Source organism: Priestia sp. 10L35 (assembly GCF_056395685.1).
Map to the genome: position 1 here is coordinate 209,037 of NZ_JBFTKA010000005.1, position 22,247 is coordinate 231,283.

General features: G+C 38.4%; 19 protein-coding genes and 2 riboswitches. Of the genes, 6 read left to right on the forward strand and 13 right to left on the reverse strand.

All coding sequences use genetic code 11. The features are described 5' to 3' along the window. Nucleotides 1–43: 43 nt before the first annotated feature. Nucleotides 44–145, reverse strand: a riboswitch (purine riboswitch). A 385-nt stretch (nt 146–530) separates the two neighbouring features. Continuing rightward, nucleotides 531–1,400: a LiaG family protein gene (gene liaG / locus AC1DEF_RS19325; RefSeq protein ID WP_097824262.1), complete on the forward strand. Its 870-nt coding sequence runs from the start codon at nt 531–533 to the stop codon at nt 1,398–1,400. 26 nt (nt 1,401–1,426) lie between these two features. Here liaG and AC1DEF_RS19330 read toward each other — a convergent pair whose 3' ends face one another. The 3 genes from AC1DEF_RS19330 to folP all read right to left on the reverse strand — a co-directional run bounded on the left by AC1DEF_RS19330 (nt 1,427) and on the right by folP (nt 3,963). Further along, nucleotides 1,427–1,621, reverse strand: coding sequence for a hypothetical protein (locus AC1DEF_RS19330; protein ID WP_013055532.1), 195 nt, complete (start codon nt 1,619–1,621; stop codon nt 1,427–1,429). 241 nt (nt 1,622–1,862) lie between these two features. Continuing rightward, nucleotides 1,863–2,996: a zinc-dependent alcohol dehydrogenase gene (locus AC1DEF_RS19335; RefSeq protein WP_097824263.1), complete on the reverse strand. Its 1,134-nt coding sequence runs from the start codon at nt 2,994–2,996 to the stop codon at nt 1,863–1,865. A 118-nt stretch (nt 2,997–3,114) separates the two neighbouring features. Then, the gene (gene folP, locus AC1DEF_RS19340; RefSeq protein WP_097824264.1) at nt 3,115–3,963 is read right to left on the reverse strand and encodes a dihydropteroate synthase; all 849 of its coding nucleotides are present in this window, start codon (nt 3,961–3,963) and stop codon (nt 3,115–3,117) included. Nucleotides 3,964–4,316: 353 nt separating this feature from the next. Between folP and AC1DEF_RS19345 the strand changes: the two genes are divergently transcribed. Beyond that, a complete protein-coding gene (locus tag AC1DEF_RS19345; RefSeq protein WP_097824265.1) occupies nt 4,317–5,303 on the forward strand; it encodes a S8 family peptidase in 987 nt (328 codons plus the stop codon). Between the two features lie 69 nt (nt 5,304–5,372). Here the strand turns inward: AC1DEF_RS19345 and AC1DEF_RS19350 are convergent, their stop codons facing one another. Genes AC1DEF_RS19350 through yknW form a run of 4 tightly spaced genes read right to left on the reverse strand, consistent with a single transcriptional unit; the run spans nt 5,373 to nt 9,069 of the window. Further along, a complete protein-coding gene (locus tag AC1DEF_RS19350; RefSeq protein WP_097824266.1) occupies nt 5,373–6,569 on the reverse strand; it encodes an ABC transporter permease in 1,197 nt (398 codons plus the stop codon). Beyond that, the gene (locus tag AC1DEF_RS19355; protein ID WP_097824267.1) at nt 6,566–7,255 is read right to left on the reverse strand and encodes an ABC transporter ATP-binding protein; all 690 of its coding nucleotides are present in this window, start codon (nt 7,253–7,255) and stop codon (nt 6,566–6,568) included. Before AC1DEF_RS19355 ends, AC1DEF_RS19350 begins: the two co-directional genes overlap by 4 nt. Then, nucleotides 7,252–8,382, reverse strand: coding sequence for an efflux RND transporter periplasmic adaptor subunit (locus AC1DEF_RS19360; RefSeq protein ID WP_097824268.1), 1,131 nt, complete (start codon nt 8,380–8,382; stop codon nt 7,252–7,254). Before AC1DEF_RS19360 ends, AC1DEF_RS19355 begins: the two co-directional genes overlap by 4 nt. Next, nucleotides 8,383–9,069: a YknW family membrane protein gene (gene yknW / locus AC1DEF_RS19365; RefSeq protein WP_097824269.1), complete on the reverse strand. Its 687-nt coding sequence runs from the start codon at nt 9,067–9,069 to the stop codon at nt 8,383–8,385. Between the two features lie 344 nt (nt 9,070–9,413). Between yknW and AC1DEF_RS19370 the strand changes: the two genes are divergently transcribed. The 3 genes from AC1DEF_RS19370 (at nt 9,414) to AC1DEF_RS19380 (ending at nt 12,308) form a co-directional block, all read left to right on the forward strand. Then, a complete protein-coding gene (locus AC1DEF_RS19370; protein WP_043980325.1) occupies nt 9,414–10,721 on the forward strand; it encodes a homocysteine synthase in 1,308 nt (435 codons plus the stop codon). Nucleotides 10,722–10,818: 97 nt separating this feature from the next. Next, nucleotides 10,819–11,556: an ABC transporter ATP-binding protein gene (locus tag AC1DEF_RS19375; RefSeq protein ID WP_043980327.1), complete on the forward strand. Its 738-nt coding sequence runs from the start codon at nt 10,819–10,821 to the stop codon at nt 11,554–11,556. Next, the gene (locus tag AC1DEF_RS19380; protein WP_097824270.1) at nt 11,553–12,308 is read left to right on the forward strand and encodes an ABC transporter permease; all 756 of its coding nucleotides are present in this window, start codon (nt 11,553–11,555) and stop codon (nt 12,306–12,308) included. Before AC1DEF_RS19375 ends, AC1DEF_RS19380 begins: the two co-directional genes overlap by 4 nt. A 30-nt stretch (nt 12,309–12,338) precedes the next feature. Here the strand turns inward: AC1DEF_RS19380 and AC1DEF_RS19385 are convergent, their stop codons facing one another. The 6 genes from AC1DEF_RS19385 to AC1DEF_RS19410 form a co-directional block, all read right to left on the reverse strand. Next, nucleotides 12,339–13,346, reverse strand: a complete 1,008-nt coding sequence (locus AC1DEF_RS19385; RefSeq protein WP_097824271.1) for an aromatic ring-hydroxylating dioxygenase subunit alpha — start codon at nt 13,344–13,346, stop codon at nt 12,339–12,341. Nucleotides 13,347–13,738: 392 nt separating this feature from the next. Then, nucleotides 13,739–14,182 carry a hypothetical protein gene (locus tag AC1DEF_RS19390; protein ID WP_014461480.1) on the reverse strand — a complete coding sequence of 148 codons (444 nt, stop codon included), beginning with the start codon at nt 14,180–14,182 and terminating at the stop codon, nt 13,739–13,741. Nucleotides 14,183–14,398: 216 nt separating this feature from the next. Beyond that, complete coding sequence (gene ppc / locus AC1DEF_RS19395; protein ID WP_097824272.1) at nt 14,399–17,167, reverse strand: phosphoenolpyruvate carboxylase; 2,769 nt, start codon at nt 17,165–17,167, stop codon at nt 14,399–14,401. A 462-nt stretch (nt 17,168–17,629) separates the two neighbouring features. Then, on the reverse strand, nt 17,630–18,139 hold the full coding sequence (locus AC1DEF_RS19400) for an acyl-CoA thioesterase (protein WP_043980336.1): 510 nt from the start codon (nt 18,137–18,139) through the stop codon (nt 17,630–17,632). 151 nt (nt 18,140–18,290) lie between these two features. Then, nucleotides 18,291–19,337 carry a DUF5105 domain-containing protein gene (locus AC1DEF_RS19405; protein ID WP_255255765.1) on the reverse strand — a complete coding sequence of 349 codons (1,047 nt, stop codon included), beginning with the start codon at nt 19,335–19,337 and terminating at the stop codon, nt 18,291–18,293. Between the two features lie 182 nt (nt 19,338–19,519). After that, entirely contained in the window at nt 19,520–21,115 is a 1,596-nt protein-coding gene (locus AC1DEF_RS19410; protein WP_013055516.1) for an APC family permease, read from the reverse strand. A 56-nt stretch (nt 21,116–21,171) separates the two neighbouring features. Beyond that, nucleotides 21,172–21,250, reverse strand: a riboswitch (ZMP/ZTP riboswitch). A gap of 385 nt (nt 21,251–21,635) precedes the next feature. Here AC1DEF_RS19410 and AC1DEF_RS19415 point away from each other — a divergent pair. After that, nucleotides 21,636–22,235: a cupin domain-containing protein gene (locus AC1DEF_RS19415; protein WP_080621362.1), complete on the forward strand. Its 600-nt coding sequence runs from the start codon at nt 21,636–21,638 to the stop codon at nt 22,233–22,235. The last annotated feature ends 12 nt before the right edge of the window (nt 22,236–22,247 follow it).

A 22,247-nucleotide genomic window follows, 5' to 3' on the forward strand; every position in this document is an offset into this window, starting at 1 on the left:
GAAAGAAGACTGTACTCATGAGAATACGCCCTTCTTTTTGCTGCTTATATCCAAACTTTCTTGTAGTCTAGTTTTTTACGGTTACTAGGTAGAGACTATCAGACCATATTACTGATAATATACAAGATCGTAATCTTAGCTGTATTCAATTGATATGAACAAATTCTACCCTTTATTTTTTTAATAATCAACACTTTAAAAGTTTTTCGGAATAATAAAATTGGTATGAAAATTCTATTTATTTATCACTCCTTTTGAACTACTCATCAGAAAATTACACAAAAAAAGTGAATTTAACCGTTCTTTTAACTCAATTATTTTCCTATTTTTGAAACAAAGAAATTGATTCTTTGATGAGTATGTTTAAATATCTACTTCGCTTTTCATTTAATTCCTCAAAAATATTTCATTTTTACGACTTGAGACGTAGAAAAAAATAATCCTGCTGTTCGTTGAAATTAACCGCTTTTCAATTTACACTTTATGGTAGAAGAAAACAAATTTAATTTAGGTAGAAAGCGGGTTATAACGTGAAAAAAATATTGGCTTTTATTTTAGTAATAGGTGGTACGGCAGTCCTCTTTTCTACTGCATTTGCACCTTCTTCTTGGTCGTTAAGTTCATTCAAGACGTCCAAGTCTGAAGCGGCGTTATCAAGTGATATTCAGCATATTCAAATTGACTCTCCAAGCATTAGTACAACTGTCGTGCCGCAAGATCGTCAAGATATTAAAACAAAAGTAGAAGGTAAAGGAAAAGTAGATGTAAAGCAAAATGGAGACACCCTAGTCGTCACTTATCAAAAAAGTCCTTTTCAATGGCTTTCTATTTTTTCAAATACAAAAGTGACAATCTACATTCCTAGAGATTATCACCACAACCTTGCGCTTACGGTAGGTTCTGGGGACCTTCAAGTTGCTGCACAGCCTGAGCAAGCACTTCAGCTGAAAGATGTTTCGATTAAAGTAGGTTCTGGAAATGCAAGTATTTCAAACTTGAGGAGCACCTCTCTTCGTACGGATGTCAATTCTGGAGATTTACAGCTGAGTAATGTTGAAAGCCAAACGGCTAAATTTGCTGTAGGCTCTGGGGAAATTAAAGGAACAAACTATAAAGGAAAACTTCAGGCGCGCATTGGATCTGGTGATCTCTATATGGATTTTAAAAAACTAGAAGAGGCCGTTTCTGTAGATGTAGGATCTGGAGATGCCGTGCTGGTTCTTCCGAAAAGCGCTGGTTTTAAAGTGAATGGAAAAGTAAGCAGCGGTGATATAAACAATGACTTTAAGTTAAGCAATGCAACCGTAACAGAAGATGTATTAAAAGGAAAGCATGGAAATGGAAAATATCCTATTGATGCAGCTGTTTCAAGCGGAGAATTAACGTTAAAATCAAAATAAAACGAACACGGAAGTGTTCGTTTTATTTATGGTCTCACTGCAATATACCACGCTACTCCTACGATTGATCCTATGAATACGACTCCGTAAATAATAGATAAATTCACTATACTTTTCTTTTTAGATTTTCCGTAATCTTCATCTACTTTCTTTGCAGCACTGATCGTACCTGCAAGGGCAGCAACGCCGATAATAATGACAAGAAGCAATGCTAGTTTCATTCATTCTCTCCTCCATATTTCGGTGATTGAATAAGACTGAATACCAAGATGTTATTTATTTCATTTTAAGCAGCACGATTTAATAAGAATATGAAAGCGTTATATCTTCTCTTTCTATCATAAAGCTAAATTATGTAAAATCAACCATCCAATCGTGCATTATTTTCCTCCGCCACTTTAAATACATAAAAAATTCCCGAGCTTCACTGCTCAGGAATCTTCACCTAATAGAGATGGTCTTTTAAGGTTTTAAAATGACTTTAATGCAGTTATCTTGATGATCATTAAAGATTTTGTAGGCATCAGCTGCGTCTGCTAAAGCGACTTTATGAGTAATAATTTCTTTTGGATCGAATTCTCCTTGTACAATTTGATCATATAATTTCGGCATAACGGGAATGACAGGAGCTTGCCCCATTTTGAGAGTTACATTTCGAGCAAAAAAAGCTCCTAACGGAAAACTGTTATAGTTGCTTCCGTATACCCCGGTGATTTGGACGGTTCCACATTTACGAACGGCTTTTGTCGCAATTTGAATAGGTCCGAGCGTTCCACCTTGAAGTTTTAATTTTTGTTCAATATATTCAAGAGGCGACTTTTTGCCATCCATACCTACACAGTCAATCACCACATCTGCTCCGCCTTTTGTGATTTCTTTTAAGTGCTCCCCCATATCTGGGTATTCTGTAAAATCAAAGGTTTCTACGGCATTCATTTTCTTTGCATGCTGCATTCGGTATGGAACATGATCTATTGCAATAACCCGTTTGGCACCTTTCATCCAAGCAAACTTTTGAGCCATTAATCCCACTGGCCCGCAGCCGAGTACGATAACGGTATCCCCTTTTTTAACATCCGCATGCTCTACACTCCAATAAGCAGTTGGAAGCACATCTGATAAAAAAAGAAGCGATTCATCTTCTAATTCGCACGATTCCGGAATGACAAATGGTGTAAAATTTCCAAACGGCACTTTTAAATATTCAGCTTGACCTCCTGGATGATTTCCAAACTTTTCGGTATAACCGAAATAGCCGCCAGAATCGTAATGTGGATTAGAATTATCACATTGGCTCGTTAAATCATCCTTACAGTACGCACACTGTCCGCACGCTACGTTAAAAGGAATAATAACTCGATCTCCTTTTTTTACTTTTGTAACATCCGGTCCTACTTCTTCCACAATCCCCATTGGTTCATGACCAATAATATAACCGTGAGGCAATGGCATGCTTCCTTGATATAAATGCAGATCAGAACCACAAATAGCCGTTGACGTTATTTTAATGACAATGTCATCTTTCTTCTCTAACTTCGCATCTTCTACTTCTGCTACTTTTACCTGATTAGGCCCTTGATACGTTACCGCTCTCATTTTCACCCTCCCTTTTTATAACCTTTATATTACTTAAATTTATCTAAAGGCATGTATTCTATCCGGGGAAATCAAGGAAAATAAAAAAGCAGCACTTACGCGTCTGCTTAAATGATTATTAAAACTGAAATATATGTTTTCCTACCAATACATCTGCCATCTTTACAAAGCGCTTGATTTCTAATACGTCATGAACTCGAACCATTTGAACGCCTTGTGCAATCCCTGCATATACAGTAGCTGCAGTTCCTTCCATTCTTTCCGTAGGAGGAGCATCGACTATTTGTCCAATAAATCCTTTACGAGAAGTAGCAAGCAGCACAGGATAGCCCATCTTTGTCAAATGATCTAGATGCTGAATCACTTCTACATTATGCGCAGCCGTTTTTCCAAAACCAACGCCTGGATCTAAAATAATTTGATCATCTCGAACTCCTGCAGCTTTTGCAATTGATATGCTTTCTTCTAAATCACTTATCATATCTGTAATCAGATTTGTATAATTGGGCTCATGGCGATTATGCATTAAAATAATAGGAACATTATAGTCAGCTGCAACTTGAGCCATTTTGGGATCAGCCTTTGCGCCCCATATATCGTTAATAATATGTGCTCCTGCTTCTAGCGCATGCTTGGCCACTTCCGACTTGTATGTATCTACAGAAATCGGCACCTCTACGCGCTTAGCCACTTCAGAAATAACGGGCACAATCCGTTTAATCTCTTCTTCATCGCTAATTCTTGTATAACCAGGACGAGTTGATTCTCCTCCGATATCAATGATGTCTGCTCCTTGCTTCACCATTTCCTCAGCATGAGCAACCGCTTTATCTACATCGTAGTATTTTCCGCCATCTGAAAATGAATCCGGGTTTACGTTTAAAATTCCCATAATAAGCGTACGGTCCGCATAATTCAGTTCATACTTTCCGCATTTGATAACCGATTGAGACGTTAAAGTTGACACTATCCTCAGCCCCTTCGTAATTTGCAAATTGATATATATTTATAAATATCATGTATTTTGAGAATGTCATACCGTTCGTAATTATATCAAAAGTTACCAGTCCTATGTGATTTTTCTTGGAGTTTCTTTCTTCTATAGTGTGAGATAAACATTAAAAGTGAATACACAGATAACATTAAAAATCTCTATCGTGCTTGTCTTCAGGGTCTTTTTTCCTCTTCTCACATCTTTTGTGAGTCTTTTTATTCAAAAAGAAAGGATTCGCATGAAAAGTGTTTAATTTATAGCAATAGTTGGGAATTTATAATTAAGTAACTTCCATTTTTATGGAATTCATTTTAAGGAGGATGACTATGACTCAACAACCGTTACAAGTCAAATTAATTCCTTATACAATTGAGTCGATTATCGACTCAACAAACGAAACGCCTAAAGGAGTAAGCTTAATTCAAGCGCCTGCTATTTGGGAACAAAGCAATCAAGGAGAAGGCATTGTAATTGCAGTTATCGACACTGGTGTTGACACAAATCATCCTGACTTAAAAGATTGTATTATCGGAGGAAGAAACTTCACTTCGGATTATGACGGAGATTCTTCTGTATTTGAAGATAATAATGGGCACGGCACTCACGTGTCTGGTACCATTGCTGCCGCGCTCAATAATGAAGGGGTAGTAGGAGTGGCACCCAAAGCAAAAATTCTAAGCTTAAAAGTACTTACCGGTGAAGGATCGGGAAATTACGAATGGATCATTGACGCTATTAACTACGCCGTCGAATGGCGCGGTCCTAACAATGAGCGAGCACGAGTTATTTCCATGTCACTCGGGGGACCACAAGACGTTCCAGAACTGCACGAAGCTGTTCAAAATGCTGTGAATAAAGATGTTTCTGTTGTTGTTGCGGCTGGAAATGAAGGTGACGACCGCGAAGAAACCTTTGAATATTCATATCCAGGAAGTTACAACGAAGTCATTCAAGTAGGAGCAGTGGACAACAGCTTAAATCTTGCCCCTTTTACTAATGCAAATGAAGAAGTGGACCTAGTCGCACCGGGAGTTAACATTATCTCTACTTACTTGGAAAATAAGTACGCGACTCTTTCAGGAACTTCAATGGCGACTCCCCACGTGGCAGGAGCTTTAGCTCTATTAATTAACTTATGTGAGAAGGAATTTGGCCGTTCTTTAATCGAAGCCGAAATCTATGCTCAACTTGTAAGAAGAACCCTTCCTCTTGGATATCGAAAAAGCTCTGAAGGAAACGGATTTCTCATGCTCGATTTGGTAGAGAAAATACATGATATTATTAACGTAGCCCGTATCAACCCTAGTAAGTAATAAATAAGAAAAACGAGAAATCTTCTTGGTTCTCGTTAAATTAAAATAAAGACATGCGAACGCATGTCTTTATTCATATCTTAATGCTTCGATTGGATCTAGCTTCGCCGCTTTGTTTGCAGGAAGCATGCCGAATACAATGCCAATCGTCATGGAGAACAACACTCCTCCAAGTACTACTTGCCACGAAATTAATGACGGCCAGCCAGCAAATAACGAAACAAGAGCTGCCCCACCCGCGCCGAGACCAATTCCAAGCAAACCACCAATTAACGTGAGGGTAATGGACTCAATCAAAAACTGAGTTAGAATTTGTCTTTTAGATGCTCCCAACGCTTTACGAATACCAATTTCTCTTGTACGTTCCGTTACCGAAACCAGCATAATGTTCATAACGCCAATCCCGCCAACAAGAAGAGAAATGCCCGCAATCGATCCAATAATCGTTGTCATAATTCGCGTTACATTTCCAATGCTATCTGCTATTTCTTCTAAGTTCTGCACTTGGTAAGCATCTTCCGCATCATGCAAATTATTTAACAAATCCGTTGCGTCATTGCCTACTTTTTTTAGTTGATCAGAGCTTGTCGCTTGAACACTAAGGTTGGTGTAATCGAGCTTACCGAAGCTTGATTTATACGTATTATTTGGAATATAAATGGTCGGTATTTCAAATGCTAAAAAGCCCGTTGCCTTTTTTGTTACACCAATAATTTTGATAGGCTGCCCTTGAACCCATACTACTTGTCCAAGGGCTTCTTTTTTATCAAATAGCTCTTTTTTCATATCGCTTGTGATAACACCTACTCGATTACCTGATAAAAAGTCAGAGCTGTCTAACATTCTTCCTTTTGAAACTTCCAGCTGATTAACTTCAATATATCCTTCGTTAATAGCATTAACAGTCGTATCAGATTCCTTGTCTCTATATCTTACCCCCATTCCCATTGAGCTAGAAGCCACCACATTCTTCACTCCGGGAATAGTCGAAAGAGCTTTAATATCATCCTCTGTAAAGATGGGCTCACCCGTCATTGAAAGGTCATCAGCTTGCATCTCGTCTTCAGGAGGCTGATAGTATACATCAACTGTATTGCTTGCTCCTGTTATTTCCGACTTAATCATTTGTTCTCCGCCTTGACCAATGGCTACAACGATAATAACAGCCGCTACGCCAATGATAATACCAAGCATCGTCAAAATAGAGCGCATTTTATGAGCAAGAACCGACGAGAGAGCCATGCGAATATTTTCTATCAAACTCATACGCTATCGTTCTCCTTATCGCTATGACTTAGCACTTTACCGTCACGAACGATAACTGTACGCGATGTGTATTCTGCCACTTCAGGTTCATGGGTAATGACTACAACCGTTGTGCCATCTGCATTAAGCTGAGAAAATTGTTCCATAATATCAGCACTTGTTTTTGTATCTAGAGCTCCTGTTGGTTCATCTGCTAAAATAAGCGTCGGATTGTTAACAATAGAACGAGCAATAGCAACGCGCTGCTTTTGCCCTCCTGATAGCTCGCTCGGTAAATGTTTCATCCGCTCACTCAGCCCTACTTTTTCAAGTGCAGCTTCTGCTCTGGCTCGTCTTTCCTTACGCGTTACACCGGCATATACCATTGGAAGCTCTACGTTTTCTACCGCTGTTAAACGCGGCAACAGCTGAAACTGCTGAAAAACAAAACCGATATGAATATTTCTTACTTTTGCAAGCTGCTCATCACTATAAGTAGAGATTTCTTGTTCATTTAATAAATAGGATCCTGAAGACGAACGGTCTAAACATCCGATAATGTTCATTAGCGTTGATTTACCAGAGCCAGAAGGTCCCATAATCGCAACAAATTCACCGTCATAAATCTTCAAATTAATATCTTTTAAAATTGGCACTTCCTCTTTGCCAAGATGATAACTTTTATGAATATTCACAAGCTCAATCATTGAACAGTCACTTCCGCACCGTCAGTTAAGTTCTTTGTAGGATTTGTAATGACTTTGTCTTTAGAAGTTACGCCGCTTTTGATTTCAATAAATTTATTTGTTGTTTCTCCAATCTTTACTTCCTTACGAACCGCCTTTTTATCTTTCACCACATATACATATTTTTCTCCGTCTTCATTTACAACTGCTTTTATTGGCAAAGATGAAGCCTTTTTACTGCTTGTTTCAATTTCAAGCAGCAGCTTAAATCCCGGCTTAATCATCGTGATATCCTGGTCATCTACTTTTACTTCAATTGGATATTGATTAGCTGCATCATTGCCGGCTTCTGCTGATGCCTGCTGCTGAGGTAGATAGTCAATTTGTTTAACGCTCCCTGCCCATTCTTTATCAGGCAGCACATCTGATGTAATTTTGACAGCTTGACCGGTTTTAATTTTTAATGCATCGTACTCAGACAGCACACCAGTAGCTAAGTATTCATCGGTATTACCAATATGTATAAGCGGTTTTTGAACGTCACTTGTGTTATTAACCGCTTCTTTATCTACTTCTAGCACCGTCCCATTGATATCACTCGCTACGTCTAAATTACGTTCTTTTTTAGCAATTGATTTGGCTTCTAGTTTGTTTCGTTCTAAATCAATTTTAGCCGTTTCTAAATCGAGATTGAGCTGCGTACGCTCTGTATCGATTTGATCTCTCGCTTCTTGCTTACTCATTTCTTTTTCCAATTCTTTTTGTTTTTTATTTAAATTAGAAAGCTGTTTGCTTACTGAGTCAATTTGCAGCTGACTGGATTTTTTTTCTAGCTTGTTTTGTTCTTGCTCTAAATCAAGCGTATCGCTTTCGTAAGTTACAAGAGAGGTTCCCTGCTGTACACGAGAGCCTTCTGTTACGTGAAATCGTTCAACCTCGCCTTTTTCAGCATCAAAATAGACATATTGCTCATCAGCAAGCTTTAACGTACCCGGAACCATAACTATATTCCTTAACTTTTTTTCCTTTATATTTGCTACGTGAACATTGATTGCTTTCCCACTTACACTTTGTGCACGATATACGTTAATCCCAATAACCACAACAATAACAACTGCTACAGCTGTAATAATTATTCCTTTTTTCATTTACAACCCTGCTCCTTTAAGAGCTTCTGAAGCAGCTCCTCCAGCTCCTGAAATAGCGGCTCCTAAGATGAATAAAATAATCACTGTAATAATAGAAACAGCTTTTGATACATTTGCCACTTTTTGTAGTCCTACTGCTGTCAGAATAAGTCCCCAGATAGAAAAGATTTCAATGGAAGTAAACACTCCTCCCATAGCACCTTTCGCACCAACCATTCCATTTAACGAAGTCACATTAGCTGAAGTATGGGCTAGTGCAGCTACTCCCGTATTAATTAGCTGACCGATTGCTGTGATGAATGTAACAAACAAATTCAAACTAAACATTTGGCGGTAAGTTGTTTTTCCAGTCCCTAACTTTGCAATTAAAAACAGAATCAAACTCGTGAATGCCAGTGTAGCAACTATTGCAATCAATCCTCCAATCGCTCCACCAATCATACTAAATGTTGAATTCACTTCAATGCCAGCTTCTTTTTGCTGTTGCAGGGCCTCTTGTCCCTGAGGGGTATAGACGGCTAGAATCGTTGTTGCAGCTGTTAAGATGAGGATAAGTAAAAGAGGTCCCCAGATGACCGGGCTGCTTTTCATTTTCTCAAGCTGTACAACCGGACTCGTAATAAAACCAAAAATAGAAGGCTTTCCTTTCTCTTGGACTTCCGAAGATACATTGACTTCTGTGCTCATAATCAAACTCCTTTTATTTTGTTTCGTTATTAGCTCTTAAGACCCGTCTTTTACTATTTTTTAAAGTCTTCTAGCAAAATCGGCTCTTTCTAAGAAACTCTCAAACACCTAATATTCTAACATAATTATACAAATTAATTGACATTTTTATTACATTTTATATTTTTTATGGTATTTTTAGAAATTAAAGAGATGTCTTAATGCTGAATGACAGCATTAATCTTATTTATATTTTCTAAATATTCAAATTATCATTTGACAACATTCAATAGAATTCGTATATTATGATTAAAGTTTATTATTCCTATGTTTTTTATAAGTTTTATATTTAAGGAGGAGTTTCAATGTCTGCTAAGAAACCATTTCGTCCTGAAACACAAGCCATCCATTCTGGCCAACAGCTTGACCCGGCTACTTTTTCGCGTGCGGTACCTATTTATCAAACAAGCTCATTTGGGTTTAAAGATACGGAGCATGCTGCATCTTTATTTAATTTAAGTGAACAAGGCTACATCTACACTCGAATTGTAAACCCTACTACGGACGTTTTTGAACAGCGAATTGCTGAGTTAGAAGGCGGAGTAGGTGCTCTAGGAGTAGCTTCGGGTCAGTCTGCTACTACCTTTTCCATTTTGAATATCGCTTCCGCAGGAGATGAAATTGTATCAGCAAGCAGTTTATATGGAGGAACATATAACCTCTTTTCGTCTACGCTTCCTAAACTGGGCATTACCGTCAAATTTGTAAACGCCGATCATCCAGAAAATTTTAGAAGTGCAATCACTTCCAAAACAAAGGCAATTTATGCTGAATCTGTTGGAAACCCGCAGGGAAATGTGCTAGACATCGAGGCAGTTGCAGACATTGCCCATGAACATGGAATTCCTCTTATTATTGATAATACGGTTCCAAGCCCTTACCTTCTTCGTCCCATCGATTTCGGAGCAGATATTGTCGTTCATTCTGCTACTAAGTTTCTTGGAGGGCATGGAACAGCAATTGGGGGTGTTATCGTAGACAGTGGAAAATTTGATTGGGAAGCGAGCGGGAAATTTCCAGACTTAACAACTCCAGATCCAAGTTACCATGGCCTTGTATACACAGAAGCTGCCGGTGAAGCTGCTTATATTACAAAAGCGCGCGTTCAGCTTTTACGAGATATTGGAGCTGCTTTATCACCTTTTAATTCCTTTTTACTCCTTCAAGGGGTAGAAACACTCCATCTGCGATTAGAGCGTCACAGCGAAAACGCATTAAAGGTAGCGAAATTTTTAGAGCAGCATGAATTAGTAGAATGGGTAAATTATGCGGGGCTTCCTTCCCACCCTTCCTATTCTTTGGCACAAAAATACTTGCCTAAAGGGCAAGGAGCAATTTTAACCTTTGGTGTAAGGGGAGGAAAAAACGCTGCGGCTAAGTTAATTGATTCGGTTCAGTTATTTTCTCATTTAGCCAATATCGGCGACTCTAAATCACTCATTATTCACCCGGCAAGCACCACTCATCAACAGCTATCTAAAGACGAACAAAAAGCTTCGGGTGTGACCCCAGAACTCATTCGTCTATCGGTTGGAACAGAAGCAATCGACGACCTTCTTGAAGATTTAGATTATGCCTTAAAAGCCAGCCAAAAAGTGAATACAACTGTTTAAAAGCTGTGATTTTTCACAGCTTTTTTTATATCATCCAATAACTTTTTATACTTTCCCTTATGCTACAATAAACAAAACGAATGAAAAAGGAGTTACTATGAACACGTTCAATTCAATACCTGCTATCACATTTACAGACGTTCATAAAACATTTAAGGATAAAGAACATAGTGTTTTAAAAGGCATATCGGGTACAGTAATGCAAGGCTCGCTCGTCATGATGGTAGGACCATCAGGATCCGGAAAAAGCACCCTTCTTTCCATGTGCAATTTACTTTCTGCACCTGATGAAGGAAGTATTGAAGTATATGGAAAAGACATTAGCAAATGGACTATTTCTGATTTACGAAAAAAAGTGGGCATTGCTTTTCAATCAGCTCCTGTTATTGATGGAACAGTGCGTGATAATATGATGCTTGTTCAAAAACTGCATGGCAAGCAGGATATTATGCCTGAAGAACTCTGTGCCTTAACGGGTCTTTCCCCTGACTTGTTAGAGCAGGATGCCAGAGATTTATCCGGTGGTCAAAGGCAAAGGTTATCATTAGCCCGCACGCTGTCGAACGGCTCTGACCTTTTACTTTTAGACGAAATCACTTCTGCTTTGGATGCCACTTCTGCTCATGAAATTGAACAGCTTATTTCTCATTTACATAAAGAGCAGAATAAAACGATTATTTGGGTTACCCATAATTTAGATCAAGCGAAACGTTTAGGAGAGGAAGTCTGGCTTTTAATGAACGGAGTGATTGTAGAAAAAGCCAAGACAGAGACCTTTTTTCATGCTCCTGTAAAAGCTGAAACAAAACAATTTATTGAAGGAGCCTTTCTATGAGTTCACTTTCACTGATTTTTACCATTGTTTTTGTTTTTATTGCTCTTTTTTTATCAAAATCTTTTCGTATAGGACTCGAAAAAGATATTATTATTGCCAGTATTCGAGCAGCCGTTCAGCTGTTAGTGATCGGATATGTTTTATCGTTTATTTTTGACGCGAATCACCCTGCTTTTATGATCTTCATTTTATTCCTTATGCTGACAGTCGCTTCCCAAAATGTTGTAAAGAAAAAAAAGCAGGGAGTTAAAGCTTTTTTGCGTGTATTTGTCACTCTTTTTATTGTAGAAATCCTGACCCAAAGCGTTATGCTCGGACTACATATTATCCCTGCTACTCCACGATATATCATTCCTGTCAGCGGTATGATTATTGGAAATTCGATGATTTTGGCCAATTTATTTTTAAATCGGTTAGATGCTGAAGTAAATAGAAGACGAGACGAAATTCAATTGATTCTGGCGCTTGGCGGCACTCCTAAACAAGCTATTCATAGTATTTTAAATGCCGCAATCAAAGCTAGCATGATTCCTACTGTAGAAAGTCAAAAAACAATTGGACTCGTTCAGCTTCCGGGTATGATGACAGGCCAGATTATTGGAGGGGCAGATCCGATACAAGCTGTCAAATTCCAGCTGCTTATCGTTTTTACTATTCTAGCGTCTGCTACGCTTTCCTGCGTCATTTTAAGCCAATTAACATATCCTACCCTTTTTAATAGCTATCAGCAGCTTATCCGTGAGCATACATAAAAAAAGAAAGGAGACTCCTTTCTTCTTTTTTTATTGAGCAGCTTTTTTTAATCTTTCTCCTATGTCACTTCCAAAGGTTACTCCTAAATCGCCGAGCCATCTTCTATACGCAATACTCAGTCGGTCCGGATTCAAATGAAGCTCTGCTTGTAAGTCAAGCGGCAGCTCTTCTGGTTTTTGACTTTCCACAATACTGGTATCTTGTTCAATAATAAGCTGCTGAAAATCGCGGAAATATTGATCAGGTGCATCAAACGAATAGTTTCTAGAAACCAGCGCAAACACGGTGGACTTTCTTTCCTCTTCAGGTAAAACCGCAAACAGCATTGAAAAGATTTCACCCGTTTCGTAGTTAACTTTTTTCAACCTCGCAACGGTAGGACGAAGAATTTCAAAGGTATAATAAATAGTCGCAAAGTTACCCGTGCCATCTGCATCTGCGTACACAGCGATTTCATCAGAAACGTAGCGATTATCTTTCCAATGCACCTTATAATCAGGAATTTCGGCGTAGTCAGAGTGCCCAAGGCTTCCTTCGTGAACAAAAGCCAAATGGCTTACATCTAGAAAGTTTTCTACGACACGAGGAGCTGCTGCCTGTAGAGTATGAGGGCTGGCGCAAACCGTTTTGAATCCGGAGTTAAGATGTTCATCATACAGGGGAAAAGGAGTATCACCTGCCTCGCTGTTCATCTTCACCCATATAATCCCGTACTTTTCAACGCAGTCATACACCTGTGCTTTTGCTTTTGAAGGAATAGCTCTTCCCGGCGGCTGTTGAGGAATTTTCACACAAGCCCCGGCATCATCGTATTTCCATCCGTGATAAGGGCATACGATGCAATCATCTACCACTTTTCCAAGAGATAACGCTGCACCGCGGTGGATGCACAAATCTTTAAATGCTTTAATAGCATTAGTTGTGCGAAAAAGGACAACTCGCTCTTCTAAAATCGTTACTTGCAAGGGCTGATCTGTTAAATCATGTGAATAAGCTGCAGGCAGCCATTCCTTAGCCAATACTAAATCTTTAATCATCTGCATCGCCTCCGTACAATAAGTAAATTTATTTCTTGTTTATAAAAAAAACCGCAGAAATAGAAGGAGTGCTTCTAATTCCGCAGCTTTTTCGTTCCGTAAAACAGACTATAAGCGCGCGAAGATTCTAGATGATTGCAGATAGAGCGACCTTAGCACTTCATCTACAACGACAATACGTATTCATCGCTATTTTTTTAACCTTAAAACCTAACCCTTATATATTGAATAAAGAGCGGCCAGCCGCTAAAAGCTTTTCTGTCCACTGATTTCTCTTAGTTTTACTTTATCAATTTCCCACTGAAAAATCTCTTGATTTGTAAGCATCTCTAACATAATTTTTTCGGTTAAACGAATAAAAGCTGCGGTTTTAAAAACCGCAGCTTGCTTTATTATGAGCTCATATAACTGGCTGTATATTTTTTCGTCTGCTTTTGTATTTCTTGATTTAAATGTTTGAAAAATGAGAGGGTTTCTTCATAATCCGTCGCTTTTTCATGAAACTTCAATGTAAGATTTTCTTCAAACAACGTTTCTCCTTGATGGCCAACCGCTTTCAGCTGAACATCTGTAACAATACCTTGCGAAATCGAACATAATAAATAATTAAAGCAATGAACCGGAACGATATGCATGAGATGAAAATCATCGATAGTTCTATCACTTTTTGTTTTCTTAAATTCCACGGTGAGTTCTTCCGGATGAATAAACACATTTATATGCTGTTTGGACAAACAAGTAGGATTCATTTTTTGTGTATACTCACAAAATTCCAGTCCAATAAATACAGAATTCTCGGAGTCAGCTTCAATGAAGATTTGCGAATTTTTTACCATTGTCCTCGTCCTCCATATTCAATCTAGTTCCCCATCACTCGTATTCAGTTGTAGAATATTTCCATCTTTTTTCTATTCTATCATTGATTTTTCTCAGTGCCTATTTAACAGGCGGAAGTTCTCTTTAAAAGAGAGGGAACTGACAGGCAGTTCTTTATGTGAGAAGAATAAGCAAAAGACACCTCTTTTATTTTCTTGAGGTGTCTTTTGGTATCATCAGCCTGTATTACGCAACCCTGCTGCAATGCCGTTAATCGTTAATAACGCTTCTTTTAAAAGTTCTTCATTTAACGTTCCAGCCTCATCTTCACGCAGCTTGGAAATGACCTTAACTTGTAAGAATGTTAGAGGGTCCACATACGGATTTCGTAATTTAATAGATTCTTTAATCGTAGGAAGATGATCCATTAATTCTTTTTGACCTGTGATTTGAAGAATCATTTCTTTTGTGAGATTATACTCTTTTTTAATAGCGGTAAAAATCCGCTCTGAAATAGCCGGGTCTTGTACCATTTCCGTGTATTCTTTTGCTGCCATTAAATCTGCTTTTGTTAAGGCCATTTGCAGATTATCGACGGTCGAGCGGAAAAATGGCCATTCTTTATACATTTGCTGAAGAAGCTGTATATCTCCGGATTTCTCTACTAAATGCTGTAAGCCCGTACCTGCAGCGTACCAGGCTGGAAGCAGCTGTCTGCTTTGCGTCCATGCAAATACCCACGGAATCGCTCGCAAGTCTTCAAAGCGATCACTTCCTTTTCGACTCATTGGACGTGACCCAATATTTAAAGCCCCCAGCTCAGGAAGAGGTGTAGCTTGTTTAAAATACGTTAAAAAGTCTGGATCTTTGAAAACAAGCTCTTGATACTTACGTAAAGAAGCAGTTGAAATCTCGTCCATTGTTTCTTCCCATTCATGTGTACGAATATCACATTGTTCAGCTTCTTGAGAAACATTTGCTGCCGCTGTAAGAAGAGCTGAGACCGCTTGTTCAAGGCTTCGGTAGGCAATGTCATATAAAGCATATCTAGAAGAAAGAACTTCTCCTTGCTCTGTAATTTTCACACCGTCTCCTAGCGTCTCAACAGGCTGAGATAAAATGCTTCGGTTTAACGGTCCACCTCCCCGGCCTAGTGAGCCGCCTCGGCCATGGAAAAACTTCAGACGAACTTGATACTTCCTCGCCATATCGTGAATTTCCTGCTGCGCTTTATAGAGCTTCCAATTAGCAGTAAGCGTTCCTCCATCTTTGCTTCCATCTGAGTAGCCAAGCATAATTTCCTGCAAATCCTGCTGTTTCCTTAAGTGCTCACGATAAAAATCTAATTGAAATAGCTGTTCCATGATTTTAGGACCCGCTGTGAGATCATCAATCGTTTCAAGCAGCGGAGCTATATTTAACTTACTTTCAATGCGGCCATCTGCATGAAGGCGGTAAATACCCGCTTCTTTGGCGAGTACCATAACTTCTAACAAGTCACTTGCAGACTGGGTCATACTGATTAAGTAGACTTCAATAGATCTTTCTCCAAATTCTTTATGTGCTCGATGAATCATGTTAAATACTTCAATTACTTGCTGCGTTTCTTTAGAGTAATTCTCTACAAACGATATCACAGGTCTTGGGTCTTGAAGAACTTTACCTAGCAGCTCAACTTTTTTCTCTTCCGTTAACGCTGAATAATCTTCAGCTAAAGAAACAGCATGGAAAATTTCTTTGATTGCCGCTTCATGTTCCCCGCTGTGATTACGGATATCAAGCGTTGCTAAATGAAAACCAAACAGCTCAACTTGGCGAATTAATTTACATAAGCTTTTTAACTGATAATCCTGAGGCTGGTGCTTTTGCAAGCTATCTTTGATTAGAAATAAATCATGTAGAAGTTCTTCCGACCTTTGATAGCCTGCTTCCGATTCTCCAACTAAATTTAATTTATGAAGCATAATCGTAAGCTTGCAGCGATATACTTCGTGTTTGATTCTCCATCGCTTTTTCTCAGGCAGCAGCGATATTTCTTGATTAATAGAATCAAGAAGATTATCTGAAACTGCGACTCTTTTTGTAGACTGACTTAACCTTTGTCTCAATTGAGTAAGCGACTCTTTATATTTACGAATAGCTAACTTCCTTTGTTTGACAAGCGTTTGCCACGTTACTTTAGGAGTTACGTTTGGATTTCCATCTCGGTCTCCGCCAATCCATGAACCAAACCGAAGAATATTAGGCACCTTCCAATTTTCTTCAGGGTAATTCTCCTGCAATGAATTTTCCAACTCCTGATGAAGTTGAGGAAGCACTTCAAATAACGTTTCATCAAAATAATATAATCCATTGGATACTTCATCCATTACCGTCGGCTTGCGATCTCGCAGTTCATTTGTTTGCCATAAAATTAATACTTCGCTAAACAGTCTTTCTTCAATTTCCGTACGTTCACGTTTTGTTAACGTTGGATTATCCAAGTTTTTTAGAAGCTCAGCCATTCGTTTATGAATATCAAGGACACTTCGTCTAGTGGCTTCTGTTGGATGAGCAGTGATGATGAGCTCTAGAGATAGAGTTTGAAGCAAGTTAGCAATTACGTCTGGCGCCACGCCATTATTTTTAAGCGAAACAACGGCACTTTCCAATGAGCCCGGCTGCATAATAGAATCTTCTTGCTGCTGATATTCGCGTCTGCGACGAATTCGATGATTTTGCTCTGCAATATTAACTAAATGAAAATAAACTGCAAACGCCCGAATAACCTGCTCGCGCATCGGTTGTTCAAGAGTAACGATTTCATTTTTTATTTCTTTATAGATAACTTCATCTTTGTTTTCTCTAAGTGATTTTGCTACTTCGCGTATTTTTTCTACTTTGCTGAGCAGTTCCTCTCCACCTTGGTGAACCAGAACTTTCCCTAACAATTGACCGAGAAACTTTACATCACGGCGCAGGGCAGTGCTGCTGTTTTGTCTTTCTGCTGCTTCTACTGTTACCATTAGACACGACACCTTCCTTTATAAATGTTGTACTTTTTAAACTTTTTAGAAAATTATATTAAATTCATATTACCATGAATGAAAATAAATTTCATATAATTTTATTTCCTCCTCTCGTTCAAGAGAGGAGATTCATCAAATATAAAAGAGAGGTTAAGACATAACTAAATGAATCCAATCTAAAGACGAAAAAATGGGATATATAAGTCGAACCGCTTGTGACACCCCAGTTGATTTCTGTGCAAGACTTTGCTTTCCGCAGGTGGCCGATGAGCCTCCTCGTCTCTTTCGCTTTTCCCCCCTTAGTCTTCCTCTTGCCCTCCAATCAGCTGCTAGAAGGAACGAAACAGATGAAACCTACGTTTACCATAACAAAAAAAACGAACCACTAATCAAACATGTTGATCACTGGTTCGTTTTTCATTTGAGCTAAAACACTTTTGTCTCGGCCTCTCTTTTATGCTACCAAGGTTGTCCTAAATCCAATACCGAGGCTAGTTCATTGCTTTTTTTACGCACTTGTTTACGCGTGGTAGCGCGATCTGCCCCCGTTTGAAACAGGTATTTTTCTTCTTCTGTTTCTGGAATAAGCTCCGGTACTGCGCGGGGCTTTCCATCATCATCCATTGCCACAAAAGTTAAAAATGATGTAGCTGCAATTTGACGCTCCCCGGTTTTTAAATTTTCTTTAATCACTTTCACAAACACTTCCATGGATGAACGACCTGCCCATGATACGTATGACTCCAAACATACAGAATCCTGAGGCGTAATAGGGTGCAGAAAATGAATAGAGTCTGCTGAAGCTGTCACACACTCTGTACGACTGTGACGATAAGCTGAAATGGACGCAATCATATCAATATCACTCATTAACTTTCCGCCAAATAACGTATTGTGATTATTAATATCATTAGGAAAAATGCGGCTCGTTCGAACTGCCTTTGTATCTTTACAATAATTTGCTTTCATTAGTAAGAACCTCCATTGATGCCTATCATAATAAGAATAAAAGAATGAATGAACCTATACTAGCATATTTTGATAAATTTAGCTTTACAAAAAGCTCGTTGATTTATTTACAGAAAACAAAAAAGAGAAGAAAAATTCTTCTCTTTTTTGTCTATCGAATATAGCTTGATCCAAACGTTTTACCTAAAGAATCACTGTATAGGTCACTTGATTTTACAGTCCATTTCTCATCTTCTTTCACCATAAAAATTCGTAGGGGACGACTTCCTTCTTTCGTTTCTAATTCATTTACAATATCTTTGAATTTAGAAGCCGCAAACTCTTCAGAGTGTTCTGTATCGTAATCTTTCGTTTCATCTGTGTATGCTCGCTTAAGCTGCGATACGTATGAATATAAGTCTGATAAATCAAGAGTAGTGTACTCCACTTCTACTACGGCTTTATTATTTGCATTCGCAATCACATTTGTTTTCACGTTTGCTTTTTCTTTTAAAACATCTTTATACATGTTAAAAAAATCTTTTTTTGCTTTGTCGGTTAAACTGTTAGAAAACGCACCTTTTAATTCCTCATTAAACGCTTTTTTCTGTTCTTCTATGACAGCTGTTTTATCTGCTGTTACATATTTATCATAGTCTACGTTTTCTTTGTTTAAGTAAAGGACTTCTGTGTAAGCTTGCAGAGCTTTTTCTGGGTCTTGCAGCTTATTATAGCTTTTGGCGTATTTTTTCGTATCCAGTGTTAATGTCACTTCGTCGATTTCTTCATCATAATCAGATGATTTTGGCTGAAGCCCAATTTTGTACTTTTTATCTTTTTTGACTTCAAAGACAAATGTTAATTTTTTTTGCTTTCCAGCGCCAATCTTGTCAGATGCACTGCTTTCTAGTCCAAGCTCACGACTGTTCACTCCAGTTTTTGGAGACAGCTGTTCATCTCCTTCGTATAAATACACACCGTCATAATCTGATAAAGATATACTGTTTTTGGATACATTTTTCACTTTTAAATCAACTTTCAACAGCCCTTTTTCTTCACTTGTAGCTCCTTCATCACTATCTACTAAAATGTAAGAAGCGCTGTCAATGGATGCTTCAATCGCCTTATTTTTAGCCGAAGTGGATCCTCCCGTTTCCTTAGAACTGTTGCAAGCCGCTAATACTAGCATAAGTACAAAAGCCAAAGCCAAAACATTCATTTTTTTCACAGCTTCCCAATCCCCTTTATTTTGTTTTTTTAGAACTTTATCCCAAATAAAGGTTCCCCCTATATAAATACTTAAACCTTAAAATCTATATTTTTTACAATATTTTGATAAAAACTAAGTCTAAATTCTCCACTGACCTAAATAAAAAAACACGAGCACGGGCTCGTGTTTTTTTATTTAGATTTAAAATTTTCTTGATTGATTTGTTCAGCTTCTTTCATATATCGGTTAGATTTGCCGCTTTTAATTCCCCAGTAATAAAAAGCTAATGATACGCAAGCAATCACTAGCATATCCCATCCGAAAGGCAAAATATTTTTGCCTCCGAATTTTTCGCTTCCTATGTAGGAAATAAAAATCATGCACGCTAAATAGATAAGCATCCAAGCCCCGGTTAAAAATTCTTTTTTAAAGCCCACCCATTTATTTTTCGCTTGGTAATAAAAATAAACAGGCAGGCCAATTGCCATAATAAAGATCACTTCACCTGTAAGCGGCCATCTTGCCCAGTAAAGCGTCAAGGAAGCAAAAACGAAGCCGCATGGCGCAATAACTGATGCCCCTTTTAAATAAAATGGACGGTAAAAGTGTGAAGCCGTTTTTCTTAATGTTATAAGCGCTACAGGACCCATAATATAAGAGATAAGCGTCGCTACTGAGATTACTTCTGCTAAGACACCCCATCCTCTAAATAAAAAGAGAAACAAGAAGCAAGCTGCTAAATTTAGCCACATAGCTGGGCGCGGGACATTGTAAAGTGGATGAAGAGTACCAAATATCTTTGGCAAGTATCCATTTTGCTGCATCCCGTATAACATTCTAGAAGTAGTTGCCGTATATGTAGCACCTGTGCCGGAAGGAGAAACAAATGCGTCTGCGTATAACACAATTGTTAGCCAGTTAATTCCAAGCGCAATCGCTAAATCAGCAAAAGGAGAATTAAAATTCAAGTGATTCCATCCATCAGCAATTGATGACGGACTTACTGCTCCGATAAAGACAATTTGCAATATAATGTATACAATTCCTGCAATAAAAATTGAACCAATTACAGCTATCGGAATCGATTTATTAGGTGATTTTGCTTCTCCTGCCATATTTACAGGACTTTGAAACCCATTAAATGCAAACACAATACCTGATGTTGCCACTGCCGTTAAAACACTGGCCCACCCATAAGGGGCAACCCCATGCTCACTTGAAAAGTTTCCACTATGAAAACCAGCGAAAAATAAAGCCCCTGCCGTTAAACCAGGAATAATTAATTTAACAATCGTAATAAATGAGTTTGCTTTCGCAAAGAGATTTACCGTCCAATAGTTCACAAAAAAGTAAACGAATAATAACAAAGACGCAACTGCCAACCCCTTGGACGTTAAAATTCCATTGTCTACCAATTCATGAGTCCAGCGAGCCCACTTCCACGGCCAAGTACTCATATATTGCACAGATGCAATAGCCTCCACTGTTATCGTTGAAGCGATTGAAATCCAGTTAGCCCAAGCAGCCAAAAAACCAATAAATGATCCGTGTGAATACTGAGGATATTTAACCATCCCCCCTGCTTGTGGAAACATCGCGCCCAGTTCAGCATATGATAGGGCAATGGTCAAAATAACCACCATTCCAATAACCCATGAAAAAATAGCCGCGGGTCCCGCAATTTGAGCTGCTTTCCATGCTCCAAACAGCCACCCTGAACCGATAATCGAACCTATGCCTGTCATGGTTAAAGCAAATGTTCCCATCTTCCTTTGCATATTGCTCATCCAAATCTACTCCTCTTCCCTAGGAAAATAAAAAAAACACTTGCGGAATTCTCTCAAGTGTTTGCCCAGGCGCGCGGCTTATACGCTATATGCTCCCCCATGGTCATCCATGTTGCGCCAGTCACATATAGGAATATATTTTTTATCAGTATATAACATTCATTTCTATTACTCAATACACAAAAATGTTTACATTACTTTTATAAAGATAATAAATTATTCGTAAAATTATGAATAAACCCTCTGAAAATCTCTTTTTAATTACAAAAACAACTAAAATCCTAACTTTTCTTGTTGTTTGATTCTTTTACTCCACGAGCAGATTACCTTCTAAAAATTATATTAATATATAATATTCATTTACATAATAAGAATTAACAGCTATATATCCATAGAATTCTTGCACTAGACCCTTTACTTATATACAATATGAAGAAAAGATACTAAAGTGAACTGCCCACCGCTTAGCTACGCTTGAAGTGGGAGACTTCTTTTAGGAAAACGTTAAAACCTACATATCATGCACTTCGCAACAAATGAAGTACTTCGAGCAAACTTCTCTGTTTACGCAAGCACAAAACAGGGAAAATTACGAAAAAAGATTGTTAGAGGGATGCTTATGAATTATGCAAATGTAAAAGTTCTTTATTTTGATGACGACGGAACCATTCCAAATCACCCTCGTCTTCCAGTTTTGTTGTATGAACACGTATTTATTAGTAAGAAAGAGAAAGTGGAGAGCATTTTTAATTCTCACAACTGGAAAAACAGCTGGGTAGGCGGCATACATGATTTTCACCATTACCACAGTAATTCTCATGAAGCACTAGGTGTAATTAGCGGATCTGCACGTTTAAAACTAGGTGGACATATGGGGGAAAATATCGTGGTGCATGCTGGCGATGTGCTCGTACTTCCTGCAGGAACAGGGCATATGCGTCTGCAGTCAACTGCTGATTTTAAAGTGGTTGGAGCTTATCCAGAGGGCATGGATTACAATTTAAGAACAGGAAAACAAACTGATCGCCCTCACGTATTTGATGAAATTGCACAAGTACCTATTCCTACAACAGATCCTGTTTATGGCGACAAAGGACCACTGACAGAGTGGTGGAACTAGACAAGCACTTAT